Raw genomic sequence first — 21,823 nt, 5'->3', positions numbered from 1 at the left:
CAAAATCTTATTGGTTTTGGGGAAGTACTCAAGTGGCTGAAGAGGCGCCCCTGCTAAGGGTGTAGGTCGGGAAACCGGCGCGAGGGTTCAAATCCCTCCTTCTCCGTTTCAATATTTTTTATTTTATTGGCCCGTTGGTCAAGCGGTTAAGACACCGCCCTTTCACGGCGGTAACACGGGTTCGAATCCCGTACGGGTCATCTAAAAGATACTTTATATAAGTATCTTTTTTTCTTTTTTCGAAAGAATGATTTCAAAGAACTTAGCATAGTTATCTTATAAGATAACTGCGCTAAGTTCTTTATCTATATAGACAGAAAAACATTTCATTGTTAAGTTGTTCCATAATAAATTCTCATTTTTAATGAAAAATGTTTGAAAAAGCGAGCGAAAAGTTGCTTTATCTGCTATACTGATTTCGTTGCAAGTTCCCGAGAGGATCCGTACGAACGGAGATGCCTTGTAACCGAATTTAACTAGGGGGAATCACCATGACAGAAAGACATTTATTTACCTCAGAATCTGTTTCTGAAGGGCATCCAGATAAAGTTGCTGATCAAATCAGTGATGCAATTTTAGATGCAATTTTAGCACAAGATCCAATGGCACGCGTTGCTTGCGAAACATCCGTAACAACCGGGTTAGTTTTAGTATTTGGAGAAATTTCGACTACTGCTTATGTAGATATTCAAAAAGTTGTACGAGAAACAATTAAAGAAATTGGTTATACTCGTGCAAAATTTGGGTTTGATGGAGATACGGTAGCCGTTTTAGCAGCGATTGATGAACAATCACCAGATATTGCTCAAGGTGTAAATGAAGCGTTAGAAATTCGCGAAGAAGACCAAAAAGATTTGCTAGATGAGATTGGTGCAGGTGACCAAGGACTTATGTTTGGATTTGCGGTTGATGAGACACCAGAATTGATGCCTTTACCAATTGCTTTAAGCCATCGCTTAGTTCGACGCCTTGCAGAATTACGTAAATCTAACGAATTAACTTATTTACGTCCAGATGCGAAATCACAAGTTACTGTAGAGTACGGAGAAGATGGTCAGCCTGAACGTGTTGACACAATCGTTATTTCGACACAACATGATGATGCAGTGGATAATGAAACAATTCATAAAGATGTAATTGAAAAAGTTATTAAGGAAGTTATTCCGGCAGAGCTATTAGATGATAAGACTAAATATTATATCAATCCTACTGGTCGCTTTGTTATCGGAGGTCCTCAAGGGGATGCTGGCTTAACAGGAAGAAAAATCATCGTTGATACTTATGGTGGTTATGCTCGCCACGGTGGCGGTGCGTTTTCTGGGAAAGATGCAACAAAAGTTGACCGTTCTGCAAGTTATGCTGCACGTTATATTGCAAAAAATATTGTTGCTGCAGGTCTTGCAAGAAAAGTTGAAGTTCAATTAGCTTATGCGATTGGTGTTGCACAACCTGTATCGATTTCAATCAATACTTTCGGCACTGGAACGCTACCGGAAGAAGATTTGATTGCTGCAGTAAGAGAAAACTTTGACCTTCGCCCAGCTGGTATTATCGAAATGCTTGACCTACGTCGTCCAATTTATAGACAAACAGCTGCTTATGGGCACTTTGGACGTACGGATGTTGATTTGCCTTGGGAACGTACAGATAAAGTAGAAGCATTGAAAGCAACTTTAAGTAAGTAATAAAAAATGCTGGAACGATTATCTTTAAGATAGTCGTTCTGCTTTTTTTTATGGTTTTATTCGCTGAATTATCTGAAATCATTCTTGTTTAAATAGATTTTATTTTTGACAATTGAATATGGGGAGGAAAAAAATGAAAAAAGAAACAAATGTAACGTTGGTAACAATAGGTGTATTTATTGCTACATTTATGACGGCTATTGAAGGCACAATTGTAACAACAGCAATGCCAACAATCGTTGGTTCACTACATGGAATGGAAATAATGAATTGGGTATTTTCAATTTATTTATTAACAAATGCCATGTTGACACCAATTTATGGGAAACTAGCTGATAAAATTGGTCGAAAGCCAATTTTTATTTTTGGTACATTACTTTTTATTATTGGTTCTCTGTTCTGCGGGTTATCTCAAACAATGATTGGATTGATCGCAGCACGTGCATTGCAAGGGATGGGCGCGGGAGCAATGATGCCTGTGGCTTTGACAATTATTGGTGACTTATATTCAATAGAAAAGCGTGCAAAAGTATTAGGATTGAACAGTTCTGCATGGGGAATCGCTAGTGTGTTTGGTCCTTTGGCTGGCGGTTTTATTGTTGATACGATTAGTTGGCACTGGATTTTCTTTATTAATGTGCCAATTGGTATTGGATTGATGATACTGATTTGGATTTATTTAAATGAACCAGCGATTGAACGTGAAGCAAAACCAATGGATGTTTTGGGAAGTTTGAGTCTGATGGCAACATTAGTGACCTTGTTACTTGGGTTTCAATTACTAGGTGATCAAGGATTTACAACGTTTGTTATTAGTTTGTTGATTGTTAGTGTTTTACTATTTTTCTTTTTTATCTGGGCAGAAAAGCGTGCAAAAGATCCTGTTATCATGTTGGAATTGTTTAAGAATCCATTGTTTGTGATTGTCAATCTAGCTGCTGCTTTAGCAAGTGGATTTTTGATGGGAATCGATGTATATATTCCAATGTGGATGCAAGGTGTTCTTGGTTTGAACGCTGCGATAGGTGGATTAGTTTTAGCGCCACTTTCCCTTGTTTGGATGGTAGGATCGTTTTTGGCGAGTCGATGGATGTCACAAATGTCAACTCATTGGGTGTTAAGAATTGGATTGTTGATTACGACTGTTGGTGGCACGTGGTTATACTTGATGCCTTTTGAAAGTAACTTTTTATGGTTCTTTGCAATTTCAACGATTATTGGTGTCGGATTGGGAATTACGATGACGACTTCAACTGTTAGCGCTCAAAATAGTGTTCCACATGAACAATTAGGTGTGGCAACTTCATTTAATACGTTGGTGCGAACAATTGGTCAAACAGTTATGGTGGCAGTTTTTGGTTTATTGATGAACGCAGTTACTCAGAGAGAATTAGCAGCGAAACAACTAACTGATGATGCCGATATCATGAATAAATTAGTGAATCCTCAGACTGCTAAGCAAATTGATGCCACATTATTAGTTCCATTAAGAGAAATTTTATATGATGGATTACACAGCGTTTATTTTGCTGGTTTGCTTCTAGTCGTTCTTGCCTTAGCTTTAACATTCTTTGTACGCATTAAAAGTGGTAGAATAATAGAAAGTTAAAGAAGGTAGGCGAAAAAATTGGCATTTATCCAAGCGAATATCTATTCCAATATATTAGAAATGGAAGTTAACCTAAATGTTATTCTTCCACAGCAAACGAAGAAAATAATTGGCACAAGTACGCAGCAAAAAAACACAGATATCCCGGTGCTGTATTTATTACATGGGATGGGTGGTAACCATAGTGTCTGGGAGCGTCGATCATCTATTGAACGTTATGCTGCAGATTATGGTTTGGCTGTGATTATGCCGTCAACGGATTTAGGCTGGTACACAGATACGACATACGACATGAATTATTGGACGTTCATTTCAGAAGAGCTGCCAGCTATTTGTCATGAATTATTTCCACAGTTGACAACAAAAAGAGAGAAAACATATGCTGCTGGGTTATCGATGGGAGGCTACGGCGCATTAAAATTGGGATTAGCCAAACCTGAAAATTTTGCAGCAGTGATTTCATTATCTGGAGCAGTTTCTGTGGGGAACCGAATGGATGATTTACTAAAGATTCGAAAGCAGTCTTTCTGGGAAGGAATCTTTGGACCACTAGATCAAATTGAAGGGTCGGTAAATGATCCAAAATTTTTATTGGATAAGTTAGTGACTAGTGGTAAACAAGTACCACGAATCTTTTTGGCTTGCGGAGAATCTGATTTTTTGTTTACTGCTAATCAGGAGATGGCTGAGGTAATCAAAGAAAATGGGTTAGCTGTTACGTTTGAACATGGACCAGGTGAGCATAACTGGATTTTTTGGGATGAATGGATCCAACGTGCGTTTGTTTGGTTATTTGAAGGACAATAAAAAAGAGCAAGTCAGTAATGTGGTGCCCACTACATTACTGGCTTGCTTTTTTATTGTAAAGTTTTGCTATATTCAAGACCAGCTAGGTAAATGGCCACATTATTAAGGAACTCTTGTTTATTATCGGAAGTACGATGGGCATGAATATCTTCAATCAAACCAGTTAACTGATGTTCTTGAACATAAGTACGCATATATATAACAGATTCTTTTAATAGCTCATTACCATTCATTACTTCATGCCGTAGTTTTTGTTCCTGTTGGTAATCCATTAATTGACCAATTAATAAATTATGCAAAGCTGAGATTGCTTGATGACTTTGTTGTAATGAAAAGTTTTGCTTGATGAGTAATTGAATCATCGTTTCTAAATGTTCCAGTCGACTAGGAAATGCTGGAACAGTATGAATTTCGATTTCAGCAGCACAAGGAAACTGAGAATAAAGATCATAATAGTTTTCCATAAACTGTAAAAGTTGTTGCTTCCATGGCAACGTTTCGTTGGGAACGACTAACGTCTCTTCAATTGTTTCTGCCATTTTTTGCAAGAGCTGTTGTTTATTTTTGAAATACCAATAAAGTGCAGGTGCCTGGACGTCTAGTTTTTTTGCTAGATTACGCATAGAAAGAGCGGAGAATTCCTTTTTTTCTGCTAAAATTGCAAAGGCATTTTGAATAATTACTTTTTGGGAAAGCTTGGGTTCCATTTAATCGACCTCTTGTATTGCATTATTTTTTTAAACATGGTAAATTGTTATGCGGTCTTATTTTACAGTGTTAAAGAGAGGCTGTCAATTTAACTAAAGGGGTGTATATAACACATGAATCTAATTTTAAGACATGCGAAGAAGTATAAAATGGCTGTCTTTATTTCATTGGTTTCCGTAGGGATTATGGTTGCGGCTACGTTGTGGCAACCAAAACTATTACAACAAGTACTTGAAGCTATTATTACAGAAGATAACGATGAAATGAAAACAATTGGTATCTATCTGATTGGCTTGGCTGTCCTAGGACTGCTTGCAGGCGTGACAAATACGATTTTTTCCGCTAGAGTAGCGCAAGGTGTAAGTGCGGATATTCGAGAAGAAGCATTTCGAAAAATTCAAACATTTTCATTTGGAAATATTGAGCAGTTTTCTGCAGGAAACTTGGTTGTTCGTTTGACGAATGACATCACGCAAATTCAAAATTTAGTAATGATTTCTTTACAATCACTTTTTAGAATTCCATTTTTATTTATTGGTGCATTTATTTTAGCGATGATGACAATGCCTCAATTATGGTGGATCATTGTTGCATTGATTGTTGCAGTAGTTATCATTACTGGACTTTCTTTTACAAGAATGGGTAAGCACTTTATGATCATTCAAGAGTTGATTGACAAAGTGAATAGTATTGCAAAAGAAAATCTCATGGGAATTCGCGTGGTCAAATCGTTTGTCCAAGAAAAGAACCAGCTAAAAACATTTACCAAAGTGAGCGATGAGTTAACTGAGCACAATATCATTGTAGGAACTTTGTTTTCAGTGATGATTCCTTCCTTCATGTTGGCAGCCAATCTAGCAGTAGTGGGTGCGATTTTCTTTGTGAGTGATTTGGCGAAAGATGATCCTACCCTAATTGGTGGAATAGCTTCATTTATGAACTATTTGATGCAAATCATGATGGCAATCATTATTGGCGGCATGATGATGATGATGACTTCAAGGGCTGCTGTTTCACTTAAACGAATCAAAGAAATCTTGGATACAGAACCAGATTTAACTTATCTTGATGTACCTGAACAAGAATTAACAGGCTCTGTAACGTTTGACCATGTGTCTTTCCGTTACCCTGGTGATGACGAAGATACATTAAAAGATATTAGCTTTGTGATTGAACCCGGAGAAATGATTGGGATTGTAGGTGCAACGGGTGCAGGTAAGTCAACTTTGGCACAATTGATTCCTCGACTATTCGATCCAACAGAAGGAACAGTTGAAGTTGGCGGTGTTGATTTGAAAAAGGTGAATGAAAAAAGTCTGCGTAAAACAGTTTCCTTTGTTTTACAAAAAGCAATTCTCTTTTCTGGAACAATTGCACAAAATTTGCGTCAAGGAAAAGAAGACGCAACAGAAAAAGACATGGAGCGTGCATCTAAAATTGCTCAAGCACAAGAATTTATCAGTAAATTAGCAGAGAGCTATGAAGCTCCTGTTGAAGAAAGAAGTAGTAATTTTTCTGGTGGGCAAAAGCAACGCTTATCTATTGCTCGTGGCGTAATTGGTGATCCTAAAATTTTGATTTTGGATGACAGTACTAGTGCCTTGGATGCTCGTTCAGAAAAATTAGTTCGTGAAGCATTGAATCACGAATTAAAAGAGACGACGACAATCGTTATTGCACAAAAAATCGCGTCTGTGGTCAAAGCAAATCGAATTCTAGTATTAGATGAAGGTCGCTTAGTGGGTGAAGGTACACATGAAGAATTAGTTGCAAGTAATCAAGTGTATCAAGAAATTTTTGAAACACAAAAAGGAATGGAGGAGTAATCAATGACTGATTTAATTAAAGCAAGTAAATTTTTCTATCATTATTTGAAACGTTATAAATTCTCCTTTTTCTTTATCTTTGTGACAGTGATTATTGCTACTTACTTACAAGTGAAGGCTCCTCAATTTGTTGGGGAAGCTTTTCAGGAGTTAGCAAATTATGTCACAGGATTAATGCAAGGCGTTGATGATAAGAGCAAATTCATTGATATTATTTGGAAATTGTTGATTTTTTATGTTTTAGCTAGTGCTGCAAACTTTATTTATAGTATTTTATTTACGCAAGTAGTTGGAAAATCAACGAATAGAATGCGTATTGGTTTGTTTAATAAACTTGAAAAATTGACGATTCGCTTCTTTGATTCTCATCAAGATGGTGAAATCTTAAGCCGTTTTACGAGTGATTTGGATAATATCCAAAATAGTTTGAACCAAGCATTGCTTCAAGTTATTACGAATGCAGTGTTGATGATTGGTATTTTAATTATGATGTTTCGTCAAAATGTGGAGTTGGCATGGGCAACGATTGCTTCTACTCCTGTTGCCATCTTGATTGCGGTATTTATCATTCAAAAAGCGCGAAAATATGTTGACTTACAGCAGGATGAAGTTGGTAAATTGAATGGTTATATGGATGAAAAAATCAGTGGGCAACGTGTAATCATCACTAATGGGCTACAAGAAGAAACAATTGATGGTTTTCTGGAACATAACCAAACAGTACGTAAAGCAACTTATAAAGGTCAAGTGTATTCAGGTTTACTGTTTCCAATGATGCAAGGAATGTCGTTGGTTAACACGGCAATCGTCATTTTCTTTGGTGGTTGGTTAGCTTTAAATGGTGATTTAGAACGTTCAGTTGCATTAGGATTAGTAGTAACTTTTGTTCAATATTCACAACAATATTATCAACCATTGATGCAAATTTCTTCTGGCTACAGCATGATCCAATTAGCAATTACAGGTGCTAGAAGATTAAATGAAATGTTTGATGAACCAGAAGAAGTCAAACCAGTTGATGGGAAAGCATTTGATGGTGTGGAACAAGAATTAGCATTAAAGCATGTTGATTTTGGTTACAAACCAGATAATTTAGTTTTGAAGGATGTTTCGATTAAGGTAAACAAAGGCGAAATGGTCGCTTTAGTTGGTCCAACTGGTTCTGGTAAGACAACGATTATGAACTTATTGAATCGTTTTTATGATGTCAATGATGGATCTGTTATGATTGATGGTACAGATATTCGTGAATTTGATTTAGATATGTTACGTAAACATGTGGGGATCGTGTTACAGGAATCTGTATTGTTTTCTGGAACGATTCGCGACAATATTACGTTTGGTAAACCAGAGGCAACGGATGAAGAGGTCATCAATGCAGCGAAACAAGCCAATATCCATGACTTTATCATGTCGTTAGAAAAAGGATATGAAACGGAAGTCTCAGAAGAAAATAATTTATTTAGTACAGGACAGAAACAATTGATTAGTATCGCACGAACAATTATTACGGAACCAAGTTTGTTGATTTTGGATGAAGCAACAAGTAATGTTGATACTGTTACAGAAGCAAGAATCCAAAAAGCAATGGATGAAGCAATCAAAGGGCGTACAAGCTTTGTTATCGCGCATCGTCTCAAAACCATTTTGAATGCCGATCGCATTGTTGTTTTACGTGATGGAGTAGTAATTGAAGAGGGCAATCATCATGAATTGCTAGCAGAAGACGGATTCTATGCTGAACTTTACCACAATCAATTTGTGTTTGAGTAAGAAGGAATGAAAGTATAACTATTTTTGACAGCTAGAGGCCATACAAAAAGAGAGTACAGCTATTTTTAGCTGAACTCTCTTTTTTTCTTCTTTTTCTCAATGCAATAAAGGATGGGTGGCTGATTTTTTTGATTGATAAATTGATAAGTTAAAACGTTGTATTGCTCCTGTGACAATTGTTGGCAAAATTCTTGAACCATGTCAAGTTCATTTTCTCCACCCGCATGTCCGTAGTAAACAACTAAAATCAATCGACCTTTTGGAACTAGACGCGCTAAGATCTCTTCCATTGCTTGCTTAGTTGTTTGTGGCAAAGTGATAATTTCTTTGTCGCTTTGTGGAAGATAGCCCAAATTAAAAATACCTGCTTTGATTGGCTGATTAATTGAAATTACTTGGCCAAGGGTTTCATGACCTTGTAAAAATAAAGTAGTGCGCTCTGTTAAGTTGGCTGCTTTCAATTTTTCCTGAGTGGAATCAATAGCTTGTTGTTGGATATCAAAACTATAAACATGTCCTGTTTTACCAATCAACTCAGCCATAAAAACGGTGTCGTAACCATTTCCCATTGTCGCATCAACCACTTGATCACCGGGTTGCAAAATTTCTTTTAATAAGGTGTGGCTAAAATGAAGCGCTGTTTGTAGCATTTATATGAGCTCCTTTGTTCGAACGTTGAATTTTCCTTGGTAGCTATCACGACGAATTAATTCTTCATCAATTGCATTCAAGACTTCCCATTTTTTCAAGCTCCACATTGGTCCAATTAGTGAATCCCAGGGTGCATCACCAGTTAAACGATGAATAATGATTTCTTGAGGAATCATCTCTAGCTGATCACAGATTACATGAACATAGTCTTGTTGACTCATTAGCTGAAGGCGACCCTCATGATAATCACGCAGCATGCGGGTTTTACGCATTAAGTGCATGAGGTGCAGCTTAATTCCTTGAATGTCAGAATCTAAGATTGTTCGGCGAACGTTTTCACGCATCATCTCTAAAGATTCTCCAGGTAAGCCATTGATGAGGTGCGTACATACACGAATGTTGTGTTTGCGTAGTTTACTTACGCCGTCTAGATAAGTTTGATAATCGTGTGCACGATTGATTGAAGTCGAAGTTTCCTCAAAAGTCGTTTGCAGGCCGAGTTCCACCCAAAGATAGAGACGAGTATTTAATTCGGCTAGATAATCAACCACTTCATCTGGCAAGCAATCTGGTCGTGTACCAATCGAAAGTCCAACAACGCCAGGAAGATTGATAACTTGTTCAAAACGTTCTCGAATCACTTCAACAGGTGCATGTGTATTAGTGAAATTTTGAAAATAAACGATGTATTGTTGTACATGTGGCCATTTTTGATGCATCATATCAATCTCTTTATGAAATTGAATAGGCAGCGGATCTTCAGGCGCAACAATCATGTCTCCCGACCCAGAAACACTACAAAAAGTACAACCACCATGAGCTACCGTACCGTCACGGTTAGGACAATCGAAGCCACCGTCGATAGGCACTTTGAAAATTTTGCCACCAAATTCATTGCGCAAAGCATAATTCCATGAATGATAACGTTTATTTCCTTCTGCATAAGGAAATTCCATTTAAATTCCTTCTTTCTTTTCCCTTGTTAGGTAATTGATTCCTTCTTTTTCAAATAAATTGGATAAGTGTAACATAACCAAGTTAATCCTAATAAGTAACCACCTAAAACATCGCTTGGAAAGTGTACGCCTAAATAAATTCGGCTAATACCAACACTTAAAATAATCAATCCTAAGATAAATTGCAACAAAAATCGCACTGTTTTATTGTTTATCAAATGAGGTAATAAGAAAATCAAGGTGCCATACAAAATCATGCTCCCTGTCGAATGCCCACTAGGGAAGCTATAGCTTGATTCACTAACTAAGTGTGGTAAGGTTGGGCGATCACGCATAAAAAATAATTTAATCAATGGATTAGTAATTCCAGCAATCAAAATAAAATTAGTTGTTAACCAAATCAGTTCGACATGTTTCTTTTTGATCCACAAGAAAAAAATCAAGCAAACAAAAATAGAAATGACGGTTAACGGGTTTCCTAATTTTGTAACCATCATTTGATACGTATTCCAATGTGGCAGTGGTGCTCGAATAATTGAAGTGAAGAATTGATCGAAGCCATGAAGCTGTGATAAATGAAATTTTACAAAATAACTAAGAGTTAAGAAAAGTACAAGAAAAATACTCGCTGTAACTCGAAACGTCGTGTTTTGTTTCATAAAATGCCTCCTTAATCTAATGAAATCATTATAGCATTTTTTTAGTTGCTAGATTTTTTGCTCGGAGAAACGAAATGAAAAACTGATGAAATTTTGATGATAGGCTCTGGCGTAATGCTGACGAAAAGATTTAGTAATATTTCTGAAATAAAAACTAATGATTTTAAAAAGTCATTAGTTTCTGCAACGTAGAGCTATCAAGACTTTTATGAACTCAAATGATTGGGTATTACATAAAATTACATACAGATTACAAAGGATAACAAAGAGTTTAAAGAACTTTTAATGTAGTTTAAGAAAAGTTATACTTATAGTAACTGAAAAATGGATGCGGAGGATAGAAAATGGAGAAGGCAACGATCGGAAGAAAAGAGCGGAGACGCCAAGAAGAAAAGAAACGTTTTAGAAATGCAAAACGTGGAGTAGCAGCAGTTGGTACTGCAATGGTTGGTTGTTCTGTTGCGGCACCGTTGATTCAACCAGTTCCTGTAGCCGCAAATGAGCTACCTGCTCAAGTTGGTGCAAGAATCAATACTTCAGCATTTATTGCGGAAATCTCAACTTATGCGCAACCTATTGCCCAAGCAAATGATTTATACGCTTCGGTTATGATTGCCCAAGCAGTTGTTGAAAGCGGCTGGGGAAGTAGTGCGTTGTCACAATCACCTTATCACAATTTATTTGGAATCAAAGGCAGTTACCAAGGTCAAACTGTTTATATGAATACATTAGAATATTTAAATAATAAATGGGTAACGAAAAAAGAACCTTTCCGTCATTACCCAACTTTTGCAGAATCATTTAGTGATAATGCTTATGTATTGCGCAATACTTCTTTTGGCAATGGCTACTATTATGCTGGTACTTGGAAAAGTAATACCAAGTCTTACACAGAAGCTACTGCAGCATTAACTGGTCGCTATGCGACAGATCCAACGTATTCAACAAAATTAAATAATATTATCGTAACTTATGGATTAACCAAATACGATACACCTGCAACTGGTAATGCGGGTGGTGGTGCTACAACTGGTTCAGGCAGTGGGGTGAATACAGGAACAGGCTCAAATAATTCTGTGACGACACCAACTGATAATGGTTCTACAACCACCACATCAACGTATACTGTCAAATCAGGTGATTCTGTCTGGGGTATTGCGAATGCGCATGGAATTACCATGGCGCAATTGATTGATTGGAACAATATCAAAAATAATTTTGTTTACCCAGGTCAACGTTTAACAATCAAAGGGAAACAATCAACAGGTTCATCAACAAATAATTCTGGAAGTAATACGAACTCTTCTGGTAACAGTAATACAACGAATACACAACCAAGTAATGGTTCGAAATATACCGTTAAATCAGGTGATTCTGTTTGGGGCATCTCAAATGCACATGGGATTACAATGAATCAATTGATCCAATGGAACAATATCAAAAATAATTTTGTTTATCCAGGTCAACAATTAGTTGTTTCTAATGGTACAACTGGCACAACGACAAATCCAGGTTCATCAAATTCAAATGCGAATACAAATCAATCAGGTAATGCAAGTGCATCGACTGGTTCTTATACGGTTAAAGCGGGTGATTCTGTCTGGGGCGTGGCAAATGCCCACGGAATCACGATGGCACAACTTATCCAATGGAATAAAATCTCGAATAACTTCATTTATCCAGGGCAAAAACTGATTGTGAAGAATGGGACATCAAGTAGTGCGACAACCAACAATAATGCTACTACGAATAATAGTAATTCGACCAGCTCTTCAGCAGAAACAACAACTTCTTCCACTTACACGGTGAAGGCAGGCGAATCTGTTTGGGGCGTAGCAAACAAAAACAACATTACCATGGCACAATTGATTGAATGGAATAATATTCAAAATAATTTCATTTATCCGGGGCAAAAATTGATTATCAAGGGTGGTTCTACTGCATCGACTAATTCAGCAAGTGGGAATGCAACAGCTACGACTGGAAATAACGCAGCGAATACAACTACTTCTTCAAATAATGCGAAACCAACGACAAGCACAAGTACCAGTGGAGATACGCTGTACACGGTGAAGGCAGGCGAATCTGTCTGGGGTGTAGCAAACAAAAACAACATTACTATGGAACAATTCATTGAGTGGAACAACATAAAAAATAATTTCATTTATCCAGGCCAAAAAGTCATTGTGAAAAAAGGATCAGGACAAACAACAGCGCCTACTACTAACTCTGGGACTAAAAAGTACACAGTAAAAGCCGGCGAGTCTGTTTGGAGTGTTGCCAACGATCACAATTTATCAATGGCGCAATTCATTGAGTGGAATAATATTAAAGACAATTTCATTTATCCAGGTCAAAGTGTGATAGTTGCAAAATAAATCTAAAAATTTTGTCAAATACTATTTGAACTTACTGAAGATATTTGTTACTATGAATCTACTTAAATAAGCAACACTTGAAAAGGAATTAGTAAAAAGTTGGAAGTTTTAGAGAGCACATGGTTGGTGAAAATGTGTACGGACGCTTTTGAACTCGCCTTTGAGTTGCCTTTGCTGAAAATAAAAGTAAGCAATGGCGGTGACGACCGTTACAACGTTTGAGGCCTATTTCCAATGGAAAAGGTAAAAATTAGGTGGTACCACGTAGATTACGTCCTATAAAAAGAGCAATCTTTTTATAGGACTTTTTTGTTTTTTATCGGTAGAACGAAAAAAACAATGAGGAAAGTAACTTACTTTCAACGAAAAAAATGCAGGGGGACAGAAAATGAGTTATAACCATAAAGAAATTGAAAAAAAATGGCAAAAATATTGGGCGAAAAATCACACATTTAATACCCAAGATGATCCACAAAAACCAAAATTTTACGCACTAGATATGTTTCCGTATCCATCTGGTCAAGGATTACATGTGGGACATCCAGAAGGATATACTGCAACAGATATTCTTTCACGTGTGAAACGTAGTCAAGGTTTCAATGTGTTGCATCCAATGGGGTGGGATGCATTTGGACTTCCAGCAGAGCAGTACGCATTAGATACTGGGAATGATCCTGCAGAATTCACGAAGAAAAATATTGAAACGTTCCGTCGTCAAATCAATTCTTTAGGCTTTAGTTATGATTGGAACCGTGAAGTGAATACCACAGATCCAGAGTATTACAAATGGACACAATGGATCTTTACAAAATTATATGAAAAAGGGTTAGCGTATGAAGCAGAAGTTGCTGTGAACTGGGTTCCAGAACTAGGAACAGTGATTTCAAATGAAGAAGTTATTGATGGAAAGAGCGAACGTGGCGGCTTTGACGTCGTGCGTAAACCGATGCGCCAATGGATGTTGAAAATTACTGCATATGCGGATCGCTTATTAGACGATTTAGAAACCGTAGATTGGCCAGAAAGCATTAAAGAAATGCAAAGAAACTGGATTGGTCGCTCAGTTGGGGCAAATGTGGAATTCAAAGTGGCTGGGACAGATAAATCTTATACAGTCTTCACAACTCGTCCCGATACATTATTTGGAACAACTTATTCTGTTTTAGCACCAGAATTAGATTTGGTTCGTGAAATCACGACGCCAGAACAAAAAGCAGCTGTTGAAGCGTATATTGAAGAAACTGCGAAAAAATCTGATTTGAAGCGGACAGATCTTGCCAAAGAAAAAACAGGAGTCTTTACTGGTGCGTATGCAATTAATCCAGCCAATGGCAAAGAAATTCCAATTTGGATTGCTGATTATGTACTTGCTTCTTATGGAACAGGTGCGATCATGGCAGTTCCTGCGCATGATGAGCGTGACTATGAATTTGCCAGAGTGTTTGATTTGCCAATCCAACCAGTTATTGAAGGTGGCGATCTTTCAAAAGCAGCACATACAGAAGATGGCCCACATATCAATTCTGAGTTTTTAGATGGCTTGAACACAGAAGAAGCCATTGCTAAAATGAATAGCTGGCTTGAGGAAAATGGTTTTGGTAAAAAAGAAGTTAGCTACCGTTTACGCGACTGGTTGTTCTCACGTCAACGTTATTGGGGAGAACCAATTCCAATTATTCATTGGGAAGACGGCACAGTAACTGCACTATCAGAAGAAGAATTACCATTACGTTTGCCAATTACAGATAACATTAAACCAAGTGGTACTGGTGAGTCACCATTAGCAAATATCACTGATTGGGTCAATGTTGTTGATCCAGAAACAGGTAAAAAAGGTCGTCGCGAAACAAATACGATGCCACAATGGGCTGGGAGTTCTTGGTATTACCTACGCTACATTGATCCACACAATAAAAAAGAATTAGCAAACTATGAAAAACTAGAACGCTGGATGCCAGTGGATATCTATGTTGGTGGTGCTGAACATGCAGTGCTACATTTATTATATGTTCGCTTCTGGCATAAATTCCTGTATGATATTGGTGTTGTTCCAACAAAAGAACCATTCCAAAAATTGTATAACCAAGGAATGATCTTAGGCGAGAACAATGAGAAAATGTCAAAATCACGTGGAAATGTTGTAAATCCAGATGACGTAGTTGAAGCTTATGGTGCGGATACATTACGCATGTATGAAATGTTCATGGGACCTTTAGATGCTTCGATTGCATGGAGCGAAAACGGACTAGAAGGTAGCCGTAAATTCTTGGATCGTGTATGGCGCCTGATCGTGGATGAAAACAATAAAATGCGTGATCGTATCACAACCATCAATGATGGCAAACTAGCAAAAGTTTACAATCAAACAGTGAAAAAGGTAACAGAAGACTATGCAAGCATGCATTTCAACACAGCTATTTCTCAATTAATGGTCTTTGTTAACGAAGCGTATAAAGCGGATGCCTTGCCTTACGAGTATGTTGAAGGATTTGTTCAATTGTTAGCGCCTGTTGCGCCACATTTGGGCGAAGAACTTTGGGCAATTTTAGGAAACGAAGATGGAATTTCTTATGTACCTTGGCCAACATATGATGAAGCTGCATTGGTTGAAGATGAGATTGAAGTTGTTTTCCAAGTCAACGGAAAAGTTCGTTCTAAAGCAAATGTTGCACGTGACTTAGGCAAAGATGAGCTTGAAAAAGTAGCTTTAGCAGATGAAGCAATTCAAGAACAAATTGCTGGAAAAACGGTTCGTAAAGTGATTGCTGTTCCAAATAAATTGGTTAATATTGTTGCAAACTAAAAACAAGCAGCAAACGGATTAAAACGAGAGAGGAAACTTAAGCATCATTGAGTTTCCTCTCTTTGTTTTTCATTTGGAATGAGGTAGGAAAGCAAAGTAGGAGATAATCGTTTCAACCTATTTTTTGTCTACTCAATCAAGAATGCTATACTTTATTAAAAAGGGGGAAATGACATGAAGCTCACAGAAAACGTTGAAACGTATTTACAAAAGAAACGAGCGGAAAGAAGTGAAACAATTCGAAAAAGAAATCAAGAACCGAATAGAAGAAAGAAGCTAACTGGCTGGGGAAAAATGGCAGATTCTGGATATGGTGGGTTGAACAGGGTAAATAAAATCGATTTAAAAGATTTTTTAGCCGCTGAGCAACGAAATGTAGAAGAGCGAGTAAAAAAACCTAAAAGATAAATTGGCTTACATAAAAAATGGACTGCGATTTTTGTCGCAGTCCATTTGCATTATTTAGTAATAATAGGATTAATGTGTATGCAGGTATAAATTACTAATTAAAGTTGTTTTTCCTCGATCAGTCGCTTCACGATAGCATAATCACCTTCATAAAGAACATCTTCGCCATTGATTTTTTGATAAGGATCCACGCCTTTTCCGGCAATGACTACGGAATCTTCGGCTGTACTTTCAGTCAAAGCCTGTTCAATCGCAGCTGGACGATCCATTTCATAATGAATAAGCAACTCTTCATTCGTGATTGCTTCAGCAATTTCATCGGCAATTTTTTGAGGATCTTCAAAGGCTGGATCATCAGCCGTTAAGAAAACAACATCTGCTGTTTCTGACAAGACTTTTCCAAAATCATGACGTCGAGAAATAGCTTTATTTCCGGGACTGCCCAAGACAACAATGACGCGCCCCTTGGGATGTTCACTTTTGGCAAATGCCAATAATGTTTTTAAACTTAAATAATTATGTGCATAGTCAACATAAACATGTGCACCGTTCTGTTGAATTAGCTGATCCATACGTCCGGGAACGCGAGCTGCTTTTAAGCCAGTTTGTGCATCTTCGATTGAAGCACCAGTCAAAGCAGCTGCAATGATTGCGCTAGTCGCATTTTCTTGATTGAATCCGCCAGCCAGTAAAATATCATATTCTGCTTCGATGGGTAACTGTCCATGATGACTTGTCAAAGCAAAAGGATGACCTAATCCGGCTAAACTTGTGACTTGATAAGTTGTTTCAGGCGAGCGCCCATACACAATTGCAGGTATGTGATAAAGGTCAGCAGTTTCTTTCAACAGCTCGAAATAATCACTTTCATGATTCAAGACAACGGTTTTAGAATTTAAAATCAACTGACGTTTACAATAAAAGTAATCATCAAATGTTGGATGCTCGATTGGGCTAATGTGGTCGGGTGAAATGTTTAAGAAGATACCGACATCTAATGTTAGTCCATAGACGCGCTGTGTTTTATAAGCCTGAGAAGAAACTTCCATGACTAAATGAGTCATCCCATTCGTAACTGCTTCAGCCATCATTCGATACAAATCCAAAGATTCTGGTGTGGTCAAATGAGATTTGAAATAAGTTTGGCCATCTAGTGTTGTATTCATTGTCGAAAGCAAGGCAGTTTTCTTATTCGTTGTGTGGTCTAGGATTGCCTTGGTAAAATAAGCTGCTGTTGTTTTTCCTTTCGTGCCAGTATAACCAATGACCTGTAGTTTTTGTTGTGGATAATCATAAAATGCCATGGCTAAAATGGCCATCGCTTTACGAATGTCGGTAACGATAACGCCCACAGCAGCTACTTCATAAGGCTGTTCAGCGACATAATAAGCTAGTCCTTGCGAAACAGCAGACTGTAAATACGCTTCTTTAAAGTTCAGACCTTTACAAAAAAATAAAGTTGATTCATCGACTTGACGAGAATCATAACTGATCGTTTCAAATGAAAAATTAGTTGGCGCAGTTAAATGCCAGCCTTGATTGGAAACAAATTCTTTTAATAGATTTTCTTTTAGTAACAATTCACGGACATCTTCTAAGGAGAAGCTCATTGATTGATCCCTCGCTTTGTTGAATTTTCTAACTAATTATAGCATAGCATGAAATGTTTTTCTTTAATGCAAGGTTCTTTTTAGGAAAATCGCTTAGGTTCAGATTACTTGAACAGAGTAGATACTTTTTAAGAAAAGAGCGCGTTGTAGACTAGCAAATTCAGTTGAAAAAGAAACCGAATTCAAAAAAAGCACATCTTCACAGAAAAACCATCGAAAAGAGATTGCTAGTTTCCTGTTTTACAATTAAAATAATAGTAATGTTTTGAAGAAAGTTGGAATAATTGAGATGAATAATCAAAGAGGACCGACAGAAAAAGTTTTAACTGCCCAAGAAAAAATGGCTCGAGGCTCTGCTTGGATGACAACAAGTAATATCCTTTCGCGTTTATTGGGTGCGATTTATATTATTCCGTGGTATGCCTGGATGGGCGAAAATGCAAAAGCAGCAAATGGTTTGTTTAACATGGGCTATAATATTTATGCGCTGTTTTTATTGATTTCAACAGCTGGGATTCCTGCGGCGATTGCCAAACAAACGGCTCGTTATAATTCATTAAATGAATATGGTACTTCTCGCCGACTTTTCTTCCGCGCTTTACAAATGATGGGGATTTTAGGCATTGTTTTTGCCGCGTTCATGTATCTTGCTTCACCTTGGCTTGCGCATGCTTCTGGTGGCGGAGACGAATTGATTCCAACAATGCGTTCATTGAGTATTGCGGTATTGGTATTCCCATGTATGAGTGTAATTCGTGGGTATTTCCAAGGAAATCAAGACATGATGCCTTATGCACTTTCACAAATTGTTGAACAAGTTGCACGAATTTTTTACATGTTGTTGATGACGTTTATCATCATGAAGATGACTACAGGCGATTACGTGGCTGCAGTCACGCAATCAACGTTTGCCGCGTTTATCGGAATGTTAGTTAGTATTGTGGTTTTGCTTTATTATTTAAGAAAACAACAACCACTGATGAATCAGCATATTGAACATAGCAATAACCAAGTAAATGTAGCAACTAGGAAACTATTACTGGATACTATGAAAGAGGCTATTCCATTTATCATTGTTGGATCAGGGGTAACGATTTTCAAATTGGTTGACCAGTTTACGTTCATTCGAATCATGTCTGCCACGACGGAATATTCAAAGGCACAGTTGCTTGATCTATTTTCTATTTTTAGCGCAAATCCAGATAAGTTAACGATGGTGGTCATTGCCTTAGCAACATCGATTGCAGCGACGGGCTTACCATTGATTACGGAAGCCATCACATTGAAGGATCGTCCTGGTTTGGCTAAGTTGACTAGTGGCAATCTACAATTGTTTTCGTTTGTCATGTTTCCTGCTACCGCAGGTGTGATGTTGTTAGCTTATCCATTGAATACACTCTTTTACACACCAGATGTATTGGGCAGTAAAGTATTGGTCCAAGCAAGTTTTGTAGGCTTATTTTTAGGTTTGTATATGTTGATTTCTAATATGTTGCAAGGAATGTTTGAAAATCGTGCAGCTATTCGCTACTTGTTGATAGGCTTTGTCGTGAAATTAATTTTACAGTATCCTGCGATCAGAATATTTCAAGTTTACGGACCGTTACTAGCAACCATGATTGGTTTCGCTGTTTCTTGTATCTTGATTCTTCGTAAAATGCACCAAGTCGTACGTTTTCGAGTTGGCTTTGTTTGGCGAAGAACGTTGTTGATTTTTATCATGACGCTATTGATGTTGTTAGCAACAGGATTAACAAAGCAACTTTTAAGTTTATTCTTAAGCCAAGATAGTAAATTTGAATCATTGATTTTAGTCGTCAGTGTGGCTGGCGTGGGTGTAGCAGTTTATGGTTATTTAGCATTGAAAATTCGCTTGGCGGAGAAATTATTGGGTAGCAGTATGGTCCGACTACGTTATCGCTTACGAATCAAATAAAAAGAAAGAAGAGGAAGTTGCGACAAACGTCAATAGACTGTTGTTGCAAGTTCTTTTCTTTTTAGAAAGTAGGAAAACGCATGCGTTTAGATAAATTTTTAGCCGATGTGGGGTTAGGCAGTCGAAAGGAAGTCAAAGGGCTAATCAAAAAAGGCCAAGTGACTGTTAATGGCAAAGTAATCAAAAGTGATAAGTTTCAGGTAAAAGAACTCTTAGATGAAATTGCTTATTTAGATGAAAAACTTATGTACCAAAAGAATTTTTATTATCTTTTAAATAAACCTGCGGGTGTGGTTTCTGCAACGCAAGATAACTATGATGAAACTGTTTTGGATTTGCTGAATGATTTTGACTATCGTGAGGATCTTTTTCCAGTAGGAAGATTGGATAAAGATACGGAAGGCTTATTGCTCATAACCAATGATGGTGCTTTGGCACATCGACTATTGTCGCCGAAGAAACATGTTGAAAAAGAATATTTTGCAAAAGTAGCTGGGGTGATGACGGCAGAAGATATTGATGCTTTTTCAAAGGGATTGGTCATCAGTCAAGGGGAAGAAACACTTCCTGCTGTGCTAACGATTGATGCAGTGAACGAAGCCGAACAAACGTCAGACATTCGTTTGATTCTTCATGAAGGAAAATTTCATCAAGTGAAACGAATGGTGAAAGCTGTTGGCAAAGAAGTGACTTACCTCAAACGAATCCGAATGGGAAATGTTGTATTACCTGCAGACTTAGGATTAGGTGAGTATCGGGAGTTGACGGCAGAGGAATTAGTAAAAATCCAAGAAAAGTAAACAATTAAAAAATTAGGTGCTATTCCTGCGTAAATACGCAAAACAGGCAACCTTATTTAGTACAAATGAAAATGAAAGGGGAGGAATCTGCTATATTCCTTCCTTTTTTTATTGATCAAACTCAAAAATAGGCAGCGACCAATTAAAAATAGTTCAATATCAGCTATAGTTTGTTTCATTATACCTATAATTTGTTTATTCAATCTTGTTTTTGAAAGCGCTATAATTACGGTGCGAACAAGTTGAAAGGAGTTTTTTGATGAAAAAAAGAAAGGGGTTAAAACATTTTTTCTCGATGGTTTGGCGTTTTAAAGCTTTGATTTTAATGGCTGTGCCTGGAATGTTGTGGATGATTTTCTTCTTCTATATTCCAGTGTTAGCAAACGTGGTTGCCTTTAAAAATTTCCATATCTCTGCAGATGGATTTTTGGCAAGTTTGAGAGAGAGCCCGTGGGTTGGTTGGGAGAATTTCAAATTTTTATTTTCTTCAGATCAGGCATTTTTAATTACGAAAAACACGATTTTGTATAATGTAGGATTTATTACACTAAACTTACTGATTTCGGTTGTTTTTGCCATTATCATGAGTGAGTTAAGAAATAAAAAATTAGTAAAAGTGTATCAAACAATGTCATTACTACCTTATTTCTTGTCTTGGGTTATCATTAGTTACTTTGTTTATGCCTTTTTGAGCCCAGATAAAGGAATTTTCAACCAATGGCTGTTAGGTCATGGAAGAGAAGCAATCAATTGGTACAATGAACCAAAATATTGGCCATTTATTCTATTGTTCATTGGGACGTGGAAAGGAATCGGCTATAATAGTATCATTTACTTTGCTTCAGTAATGGGAATCGACCCCACTTACTATGAAGCAGCTATGGTTGATGGCGCAAGCAAATGGCAACAAATCAAACATGTGACAATTCCTCAATTAGTACCGTTGATGTCGATTTTAACGATTTTAGCTGTTGGGAATATATTCCGAGCTGATTTCGGGTTGTTCTATAATATTCCAAGAAATTCAGGCGCACTGTATGACGTGACTCAAGTATTAGATACGTATATCTTTAATGGGTTGACTTCTACAGGTGACTTTGGAATGACTGCAGCAGCCGGATTGTATCAGTCAGTTGTAGGATTTGTTTTGTTAATGACTACGAATGCGATCGCACGTCGTTTCGACAGCGAATCAGCATTGTTTTAGGAGGGGG

The 21,823-nt window shown here is 37.3% G+C and carries 16 protein-coding genes, 2 tRNA genes, 1 riboswitch and 1 other annotated feature; of the genes, 13 read left to right on the top strand and 5 right to left on the bottom strand.

Annotated elements, in window-relative coordinates:
• Positions 1 to 18 precede the first annotated feature (18 nt).
• From AB3I20_RS12205 to AB3I20_RS12185, 5 genes are all read left to right on the top strand, one after another.
• A tRNA-Ser gene (locus tag AB3I20_RS12205) sits at positions 19 to 106 on the top strand.
• A 22-nt stretch (positions 107 to 128) separates the two neighbouring features.
• Positions 129 to 200: transfer RNA gene (locus tag AB3I20_RS12200), tRNA-Glu, on the top strand.
• Between the two features lie 216 nt (positions 201 to 416).
• A riboswitch (SMK box riboswitch) is annotated at positions 417 to 494 on the top strand.
• Entirely contained in the window at positions 492 to 1,685 is a 1,194-nt protein-coding gene (metK, locus tag AB3I20_RS12195; protein WP_075491740.1) for a methionine adenosyltransferase, read from the top strand. It overlaps the preceding riboswitch by 3 nt.
• A gap of 133 nt (positions 1,686 to 1,818) precedes the next feature.
• Positions 1,819 to 3,294, top strand: coding sequence for an MDR family MFS transporter (locus AB3I20_RS12190; protein WP_368027416.1), 1,476 nt, complete (start codon positions 1,819 to 1,821; stop codon positions 3,292 to 3,294).
• A gap of 18 nt (positions 3,295 to 3,312) precedes the next feature.
• The gene (locus tag AB3I20_RS12185) at positions 3,313 to 4,101 is read left to right on the top strand and encodes an alpha/beta hydrolase family protein (protein ID WP_067481702.1); all 789 of its coding nucleotides are present in this window, start codon (positions 3,313 to 3,315) and stop codon (positions 4,099 to 4,101) included.
• 50 nt (positions 4,102 to 4,151) lie between these two features.
• Here the strand turns inward: AB3I20_RS12185 and AB3I20_RS12180 are convergent, their stop codons facing one another.
• Positions 4,152 to 4,808 carry a TetR family transcriptional regulator gene (locus tag AB3I20_RS12180; RefSeq protein WP_095803855.1) on the bottom strand — a complete coding sequence of 219 codons (657 nt, stop codon included), beginning with the start codon at positions 4,806 to 4,808 and terminating at the stop codon, positions 4,152 to 4,154.
• Between the two features lie 114 nt (positions 4,809 to 4,922).
• Here AB3I20_RS12180 and AB3I20_RS12175 point away from each other — a divergent pair, with 114 nt between their 5' ends.
• Together AB3I20_RS12175 and AB3I20_RS12170 are read left to right on the top strand one after the other, a co-directional pair.
• Positions 4,923 to 6,635 carry an ABC transporter ATP-binding protein gene (locus AB3I20_RS12175; RefSeq protein WP_067481698.1) on the top strand — a complete coding sequence of 571 codons (1,713 nt, stop codon included), beginning with the start codon at positions 4,923 to 4,925 and terminating at the stop codon, positions 6,633 to 6,635.
• 3 nt (positions 6,636 to 6,638) lie between these two features.
• On the top strand, positions 6,639 to 8,408 hold the full coding sequence (locus AB3I20_RS12170; protein ID WP_067481697.1) for an ABC transporter ATP-binding protein: 1,770 nt from the start codon (positions 6,639 to 6,641) through the stop codon (positions 8,406 to 8,408).
• 65 nt (positions 8,409 to 8,473) lie between these two features.
• On the opposite strand, the gene AB3I20_RS12165 is transcribed toward AB3I20_RS12170, so the two are convergent.
• Genes AB3I20_RS12165 through AB3I20_RS12155 form a run of 3 tightly spaced genes read right to left on the bottom strand, consistent with a single transcriptional unit; the run spans position 8,474 to position 10,674 of the window.
• Positions 8,474 to 9,058, bottom strand: coding sequence for a class I SAM-dependent methyltransferase (locus AB3I20_RS12165; RefSeq protein WP_071869311.1), 585 nt, complete (start codon positions 9,056 to 9,058; stop codon positions 8,474 to 8,476).
• Entirely contained in the window at positions 9,059 to 10,015 is a 957-nt protein-coding gene (locus AB3I20_RS12160) for a TIGR01212 family radical SAM protein (RefSeq protein WP_067481693.1), read from the bottom strand.
• A gap of 26 nt (positions 10,016 to 10,041) precedes the next feature.
• A complete protein-coding gene (locus AB3I20_RS12155; protein WP_067481691.1) occupies positions 10,042 to 10,674 on the bottom strand; it encodes a phosphatase PAP2 family protein in 633 nt (210 codons plus the stop codon).
• A gap of 344 nt (positions 10,675 to 11,018) precedes the next feature.
• On the opposite strand from AB3I20_RS12155, the gene AB3I20_RS12150 reads away from it, so the two are divergent.
• The 3 genes from AB3I20_RS12150 to AB3I20_RS12140 all read left to right on the top strand — a co-directional run bounded on the left by AB3I20_RS12150 (position 11,019) and on the right by AB3I20_RS12140 (position 16,263).
• Complete coding sequence (locus AB3I20_RS12150; protein ID WP_368027415.1) at positions 11,019 to 13,052, top strand: LysM peptidoglycan-binding domain-containing protein; 2,034 nt, start codon at positions 11,019 to 11,021, stop codon at positions 13,050 to 13,052.
• 69 nt (positions 13,053 to 13,121) lie between these two features.
• Positions 13,122 to 13,334: a binding site (T-box leader), on the top strand.
• A gap of 106 nt (positions 13,335 to 13,440) precedes the next feature.
• Complete coding sequence (gene leuS, locus AB3I20_RS12145) at positions 13,441 to 15,855, top strand: leucine--tRNA ligase (RefSeq protein ID WP_071869313.1); 2,415 nt, start codon at positions 13,441 to 13,443, stop codon at positions 15,853 to 15,855.
• A 174-nt stretch (positions 15,856 to 16,029) separates the two neighbouring features.
• Positions 16,030 to 16,263 carry a hypothetical protein gene (locus AB3I20_RS12140; RefSeq protein ID WP_218657980.1) on the top strand — a complete coding sequence of 78 codons (234 nt, stop codon included), beginning with the start codon at positions 16,030 to 16,032 and terminating at the stop codon, positions 16,261 to 16,263.
• Between the two features lie 98 nt (positions 16,264 to 16,361).
• Here the strand turns inward: AB3I20_RS12140 and AB3I20_RS12135 are convergent, their stop codons facing one another.
• Positions 16,362 to 17,873: a UDP-N-acetylmuramoyl-L-alanyl-D-glutamate--L-lysine ligase gene (locus AB3I20_RS12135; RefSeq protein WP_067481682.1), complete on the bottom strand. Its 1,512-nt coding sequence runs from the start codon at positions 17,871 to 17,873 to the stop codon at positions 16,362 to 16,364.
• Between the two features lie 289 nt (positions 17,874 to 18,162).
• Here AB3I20_RS12135 and AB3I20_RS12130 point away from each other — a divergent pair, with 289 nt between their 5' ends.
• From AB3I20_RS12130 to AB3I20_RS12120, 3 genes are all read left to right on the top strand, one after another.
• On the top strand, positions 18,163 to 19,809 hold the full coding sequence (locus tag AB3I20_RS12130; protein WP_067481681.1) for a polysaccharide biosynthesis protein: 1,647 nt from the start codon (positions 18,163 to 18,165) through the stop codon (positions 19,807 to 19,809).
• A gap of 80 nt (positions 19,810 to 19,889) precedes the next feature.
• A complete protein-coding gene (locus AB3I20_RS12125; protein ID WP_067481678.1) occupies positions 19,890 to 20,609 on the top strand; it encodes a pseudouridine synthase in 720 nt (239 codons plus the stop codon).
• A gap of 259 nt (positions 20,610 to 20,868) precedes the next feature.
• The gene (locus AB3I20_RS12120) at positions 20,869 to 21,816 is read left to right on the top strand and encodes a sugar ABC transporter permease (protein ID WP_067481676.1); all 948 of its coding nucleotides are present in this window, start codon (positions 20,869 to 20,871) and stop codon (positions 21,814 to 21,816) included.
• The last annotated feature ends 7 nt before the right edge of the window (positions 21,817 to 21,823 follow it).

The sequence above is a fragment of the Enterococcus sp. C50 genome, assembly GCF_040887505.1.
GTDB lineage: Bacteria > Bacillota > Bacilli > Lactobacillales > Enterococcaceae > Enterococcus_B > Enterococcus_B thailandicus.
Note: the sequence above shows the minus strand (reverse complement) of the source record. Positions and strands in the feature narration are given on the sequence as shown.

Excerpts from the sequence above, each read along its gene's own strand:
- metK (WP_075491740.1), top strand. The coding sequence starts at position 492 with ATGACAGAAAGACATTTATTTACCTCAGAATCTGTTTCTGAAGGGCAT.
- AB3I20_RS12190 (WP_368027416.1), top strand. The coding sequence starts at position 1,819 with ATGAAAAAAGAAACAAATGTAACGTTGGTAACAATAGGTGTATTTATT.
- AB3I20_RS12180 (WP_095803855.1), bottom strand. The coding sequence starts at position 4,808 with ATGGAACCCAAGCTTTCCCAAAAAGTAATTATTCAAAATGCCTTTGCA.
- AB3I20_RS12175 (WP_067481698.1), top strand. The coding sequence starts at position 4,923 with ATGAATCTAATTTTAAGACATGCGAAGAAGTATAAAATGGCTGTCTTT.
- AB3I20_RS12170 (WP_067481697.1), top strand. The coding sequence starts at position 6,639 with ATGACTGATTTAATTAAAGCAAGTAAATTTTTCTATCATTATTTGAAA.
- AB3I20_RS12165 (WP_071869311.1), bottom strand. The coding sequence starts at position 9,058 with ATGCTACAAACAGCGCTTCATTTTAGCCACACCTTATTAAAAGAAATT.
- AB3I20_RS12160 (WP_067481693.1), bottom strand. The coding sequence starts at position 10,015 with ATGGAATTTCCTTATGCAGAAGGAAATAAACGTTATCATTCATGGAAT.
- AB3I20_RS12155 (WP_067481691.1), bottom strand. The coding sequence starts at position 10,674 with ATGAAACAAAACACGACGTTTCGAGTTACAGCGAGTATTTTTCTTGTA.
- AB3I20_RS12150 (WP_368027415.1), top strand. The coding sequence starts at position 11,019 with ATGGAGAAGGCAACGATCGGAAGAAAAGAGCGGAGACGCCAAGAAGAA.
- leuS (WP_071869313.1), top strand. The coding sequence starts at position 13,441 with ATGAGTTATAACCATAAAGAAATTGAAAAAAAATGGCAAAAATATTGG.
- AB3I20_RS12140 (WP_218657980.1), top strand. The coding sequence starts at position 16,030 with ATGAAGCTCACAGAAAACGTTGAAACGTATTTACAAAAGAAACGAGCG.
- AB3I20_RS12135 (WP_067481682.1), bottom strand. The coding sequence starts at position 17,873 with ATGAGCTTCTCCTTAGAAGATGTCCGTGAATTGTTACTAAAAGAAAAT.
- AB3I20_RS12130 (WP_067481681.1), top strand. The coding sequence starts at position 18,163 with ATGAATAATCAAAGAGGACCGACAGAAAAAGTTTTAACTGCCCAAGAA.
- AB3I20_RS12125 (WP_067481678.1), top strand. The coding sequence starts at position 19,890 with ATGCGTTTAGATAAATTTTTAGCCGATGTGGGGTTAGGCAGTCGAAAG.
- AB3I20_RS12120 (WP_067481676.1), top strand. The coding sequence starts at position 20,869 with ATGAAAAAAAGAAAGGGGTTAAAACATTTTTTCTCGATGGTTTGGCGT.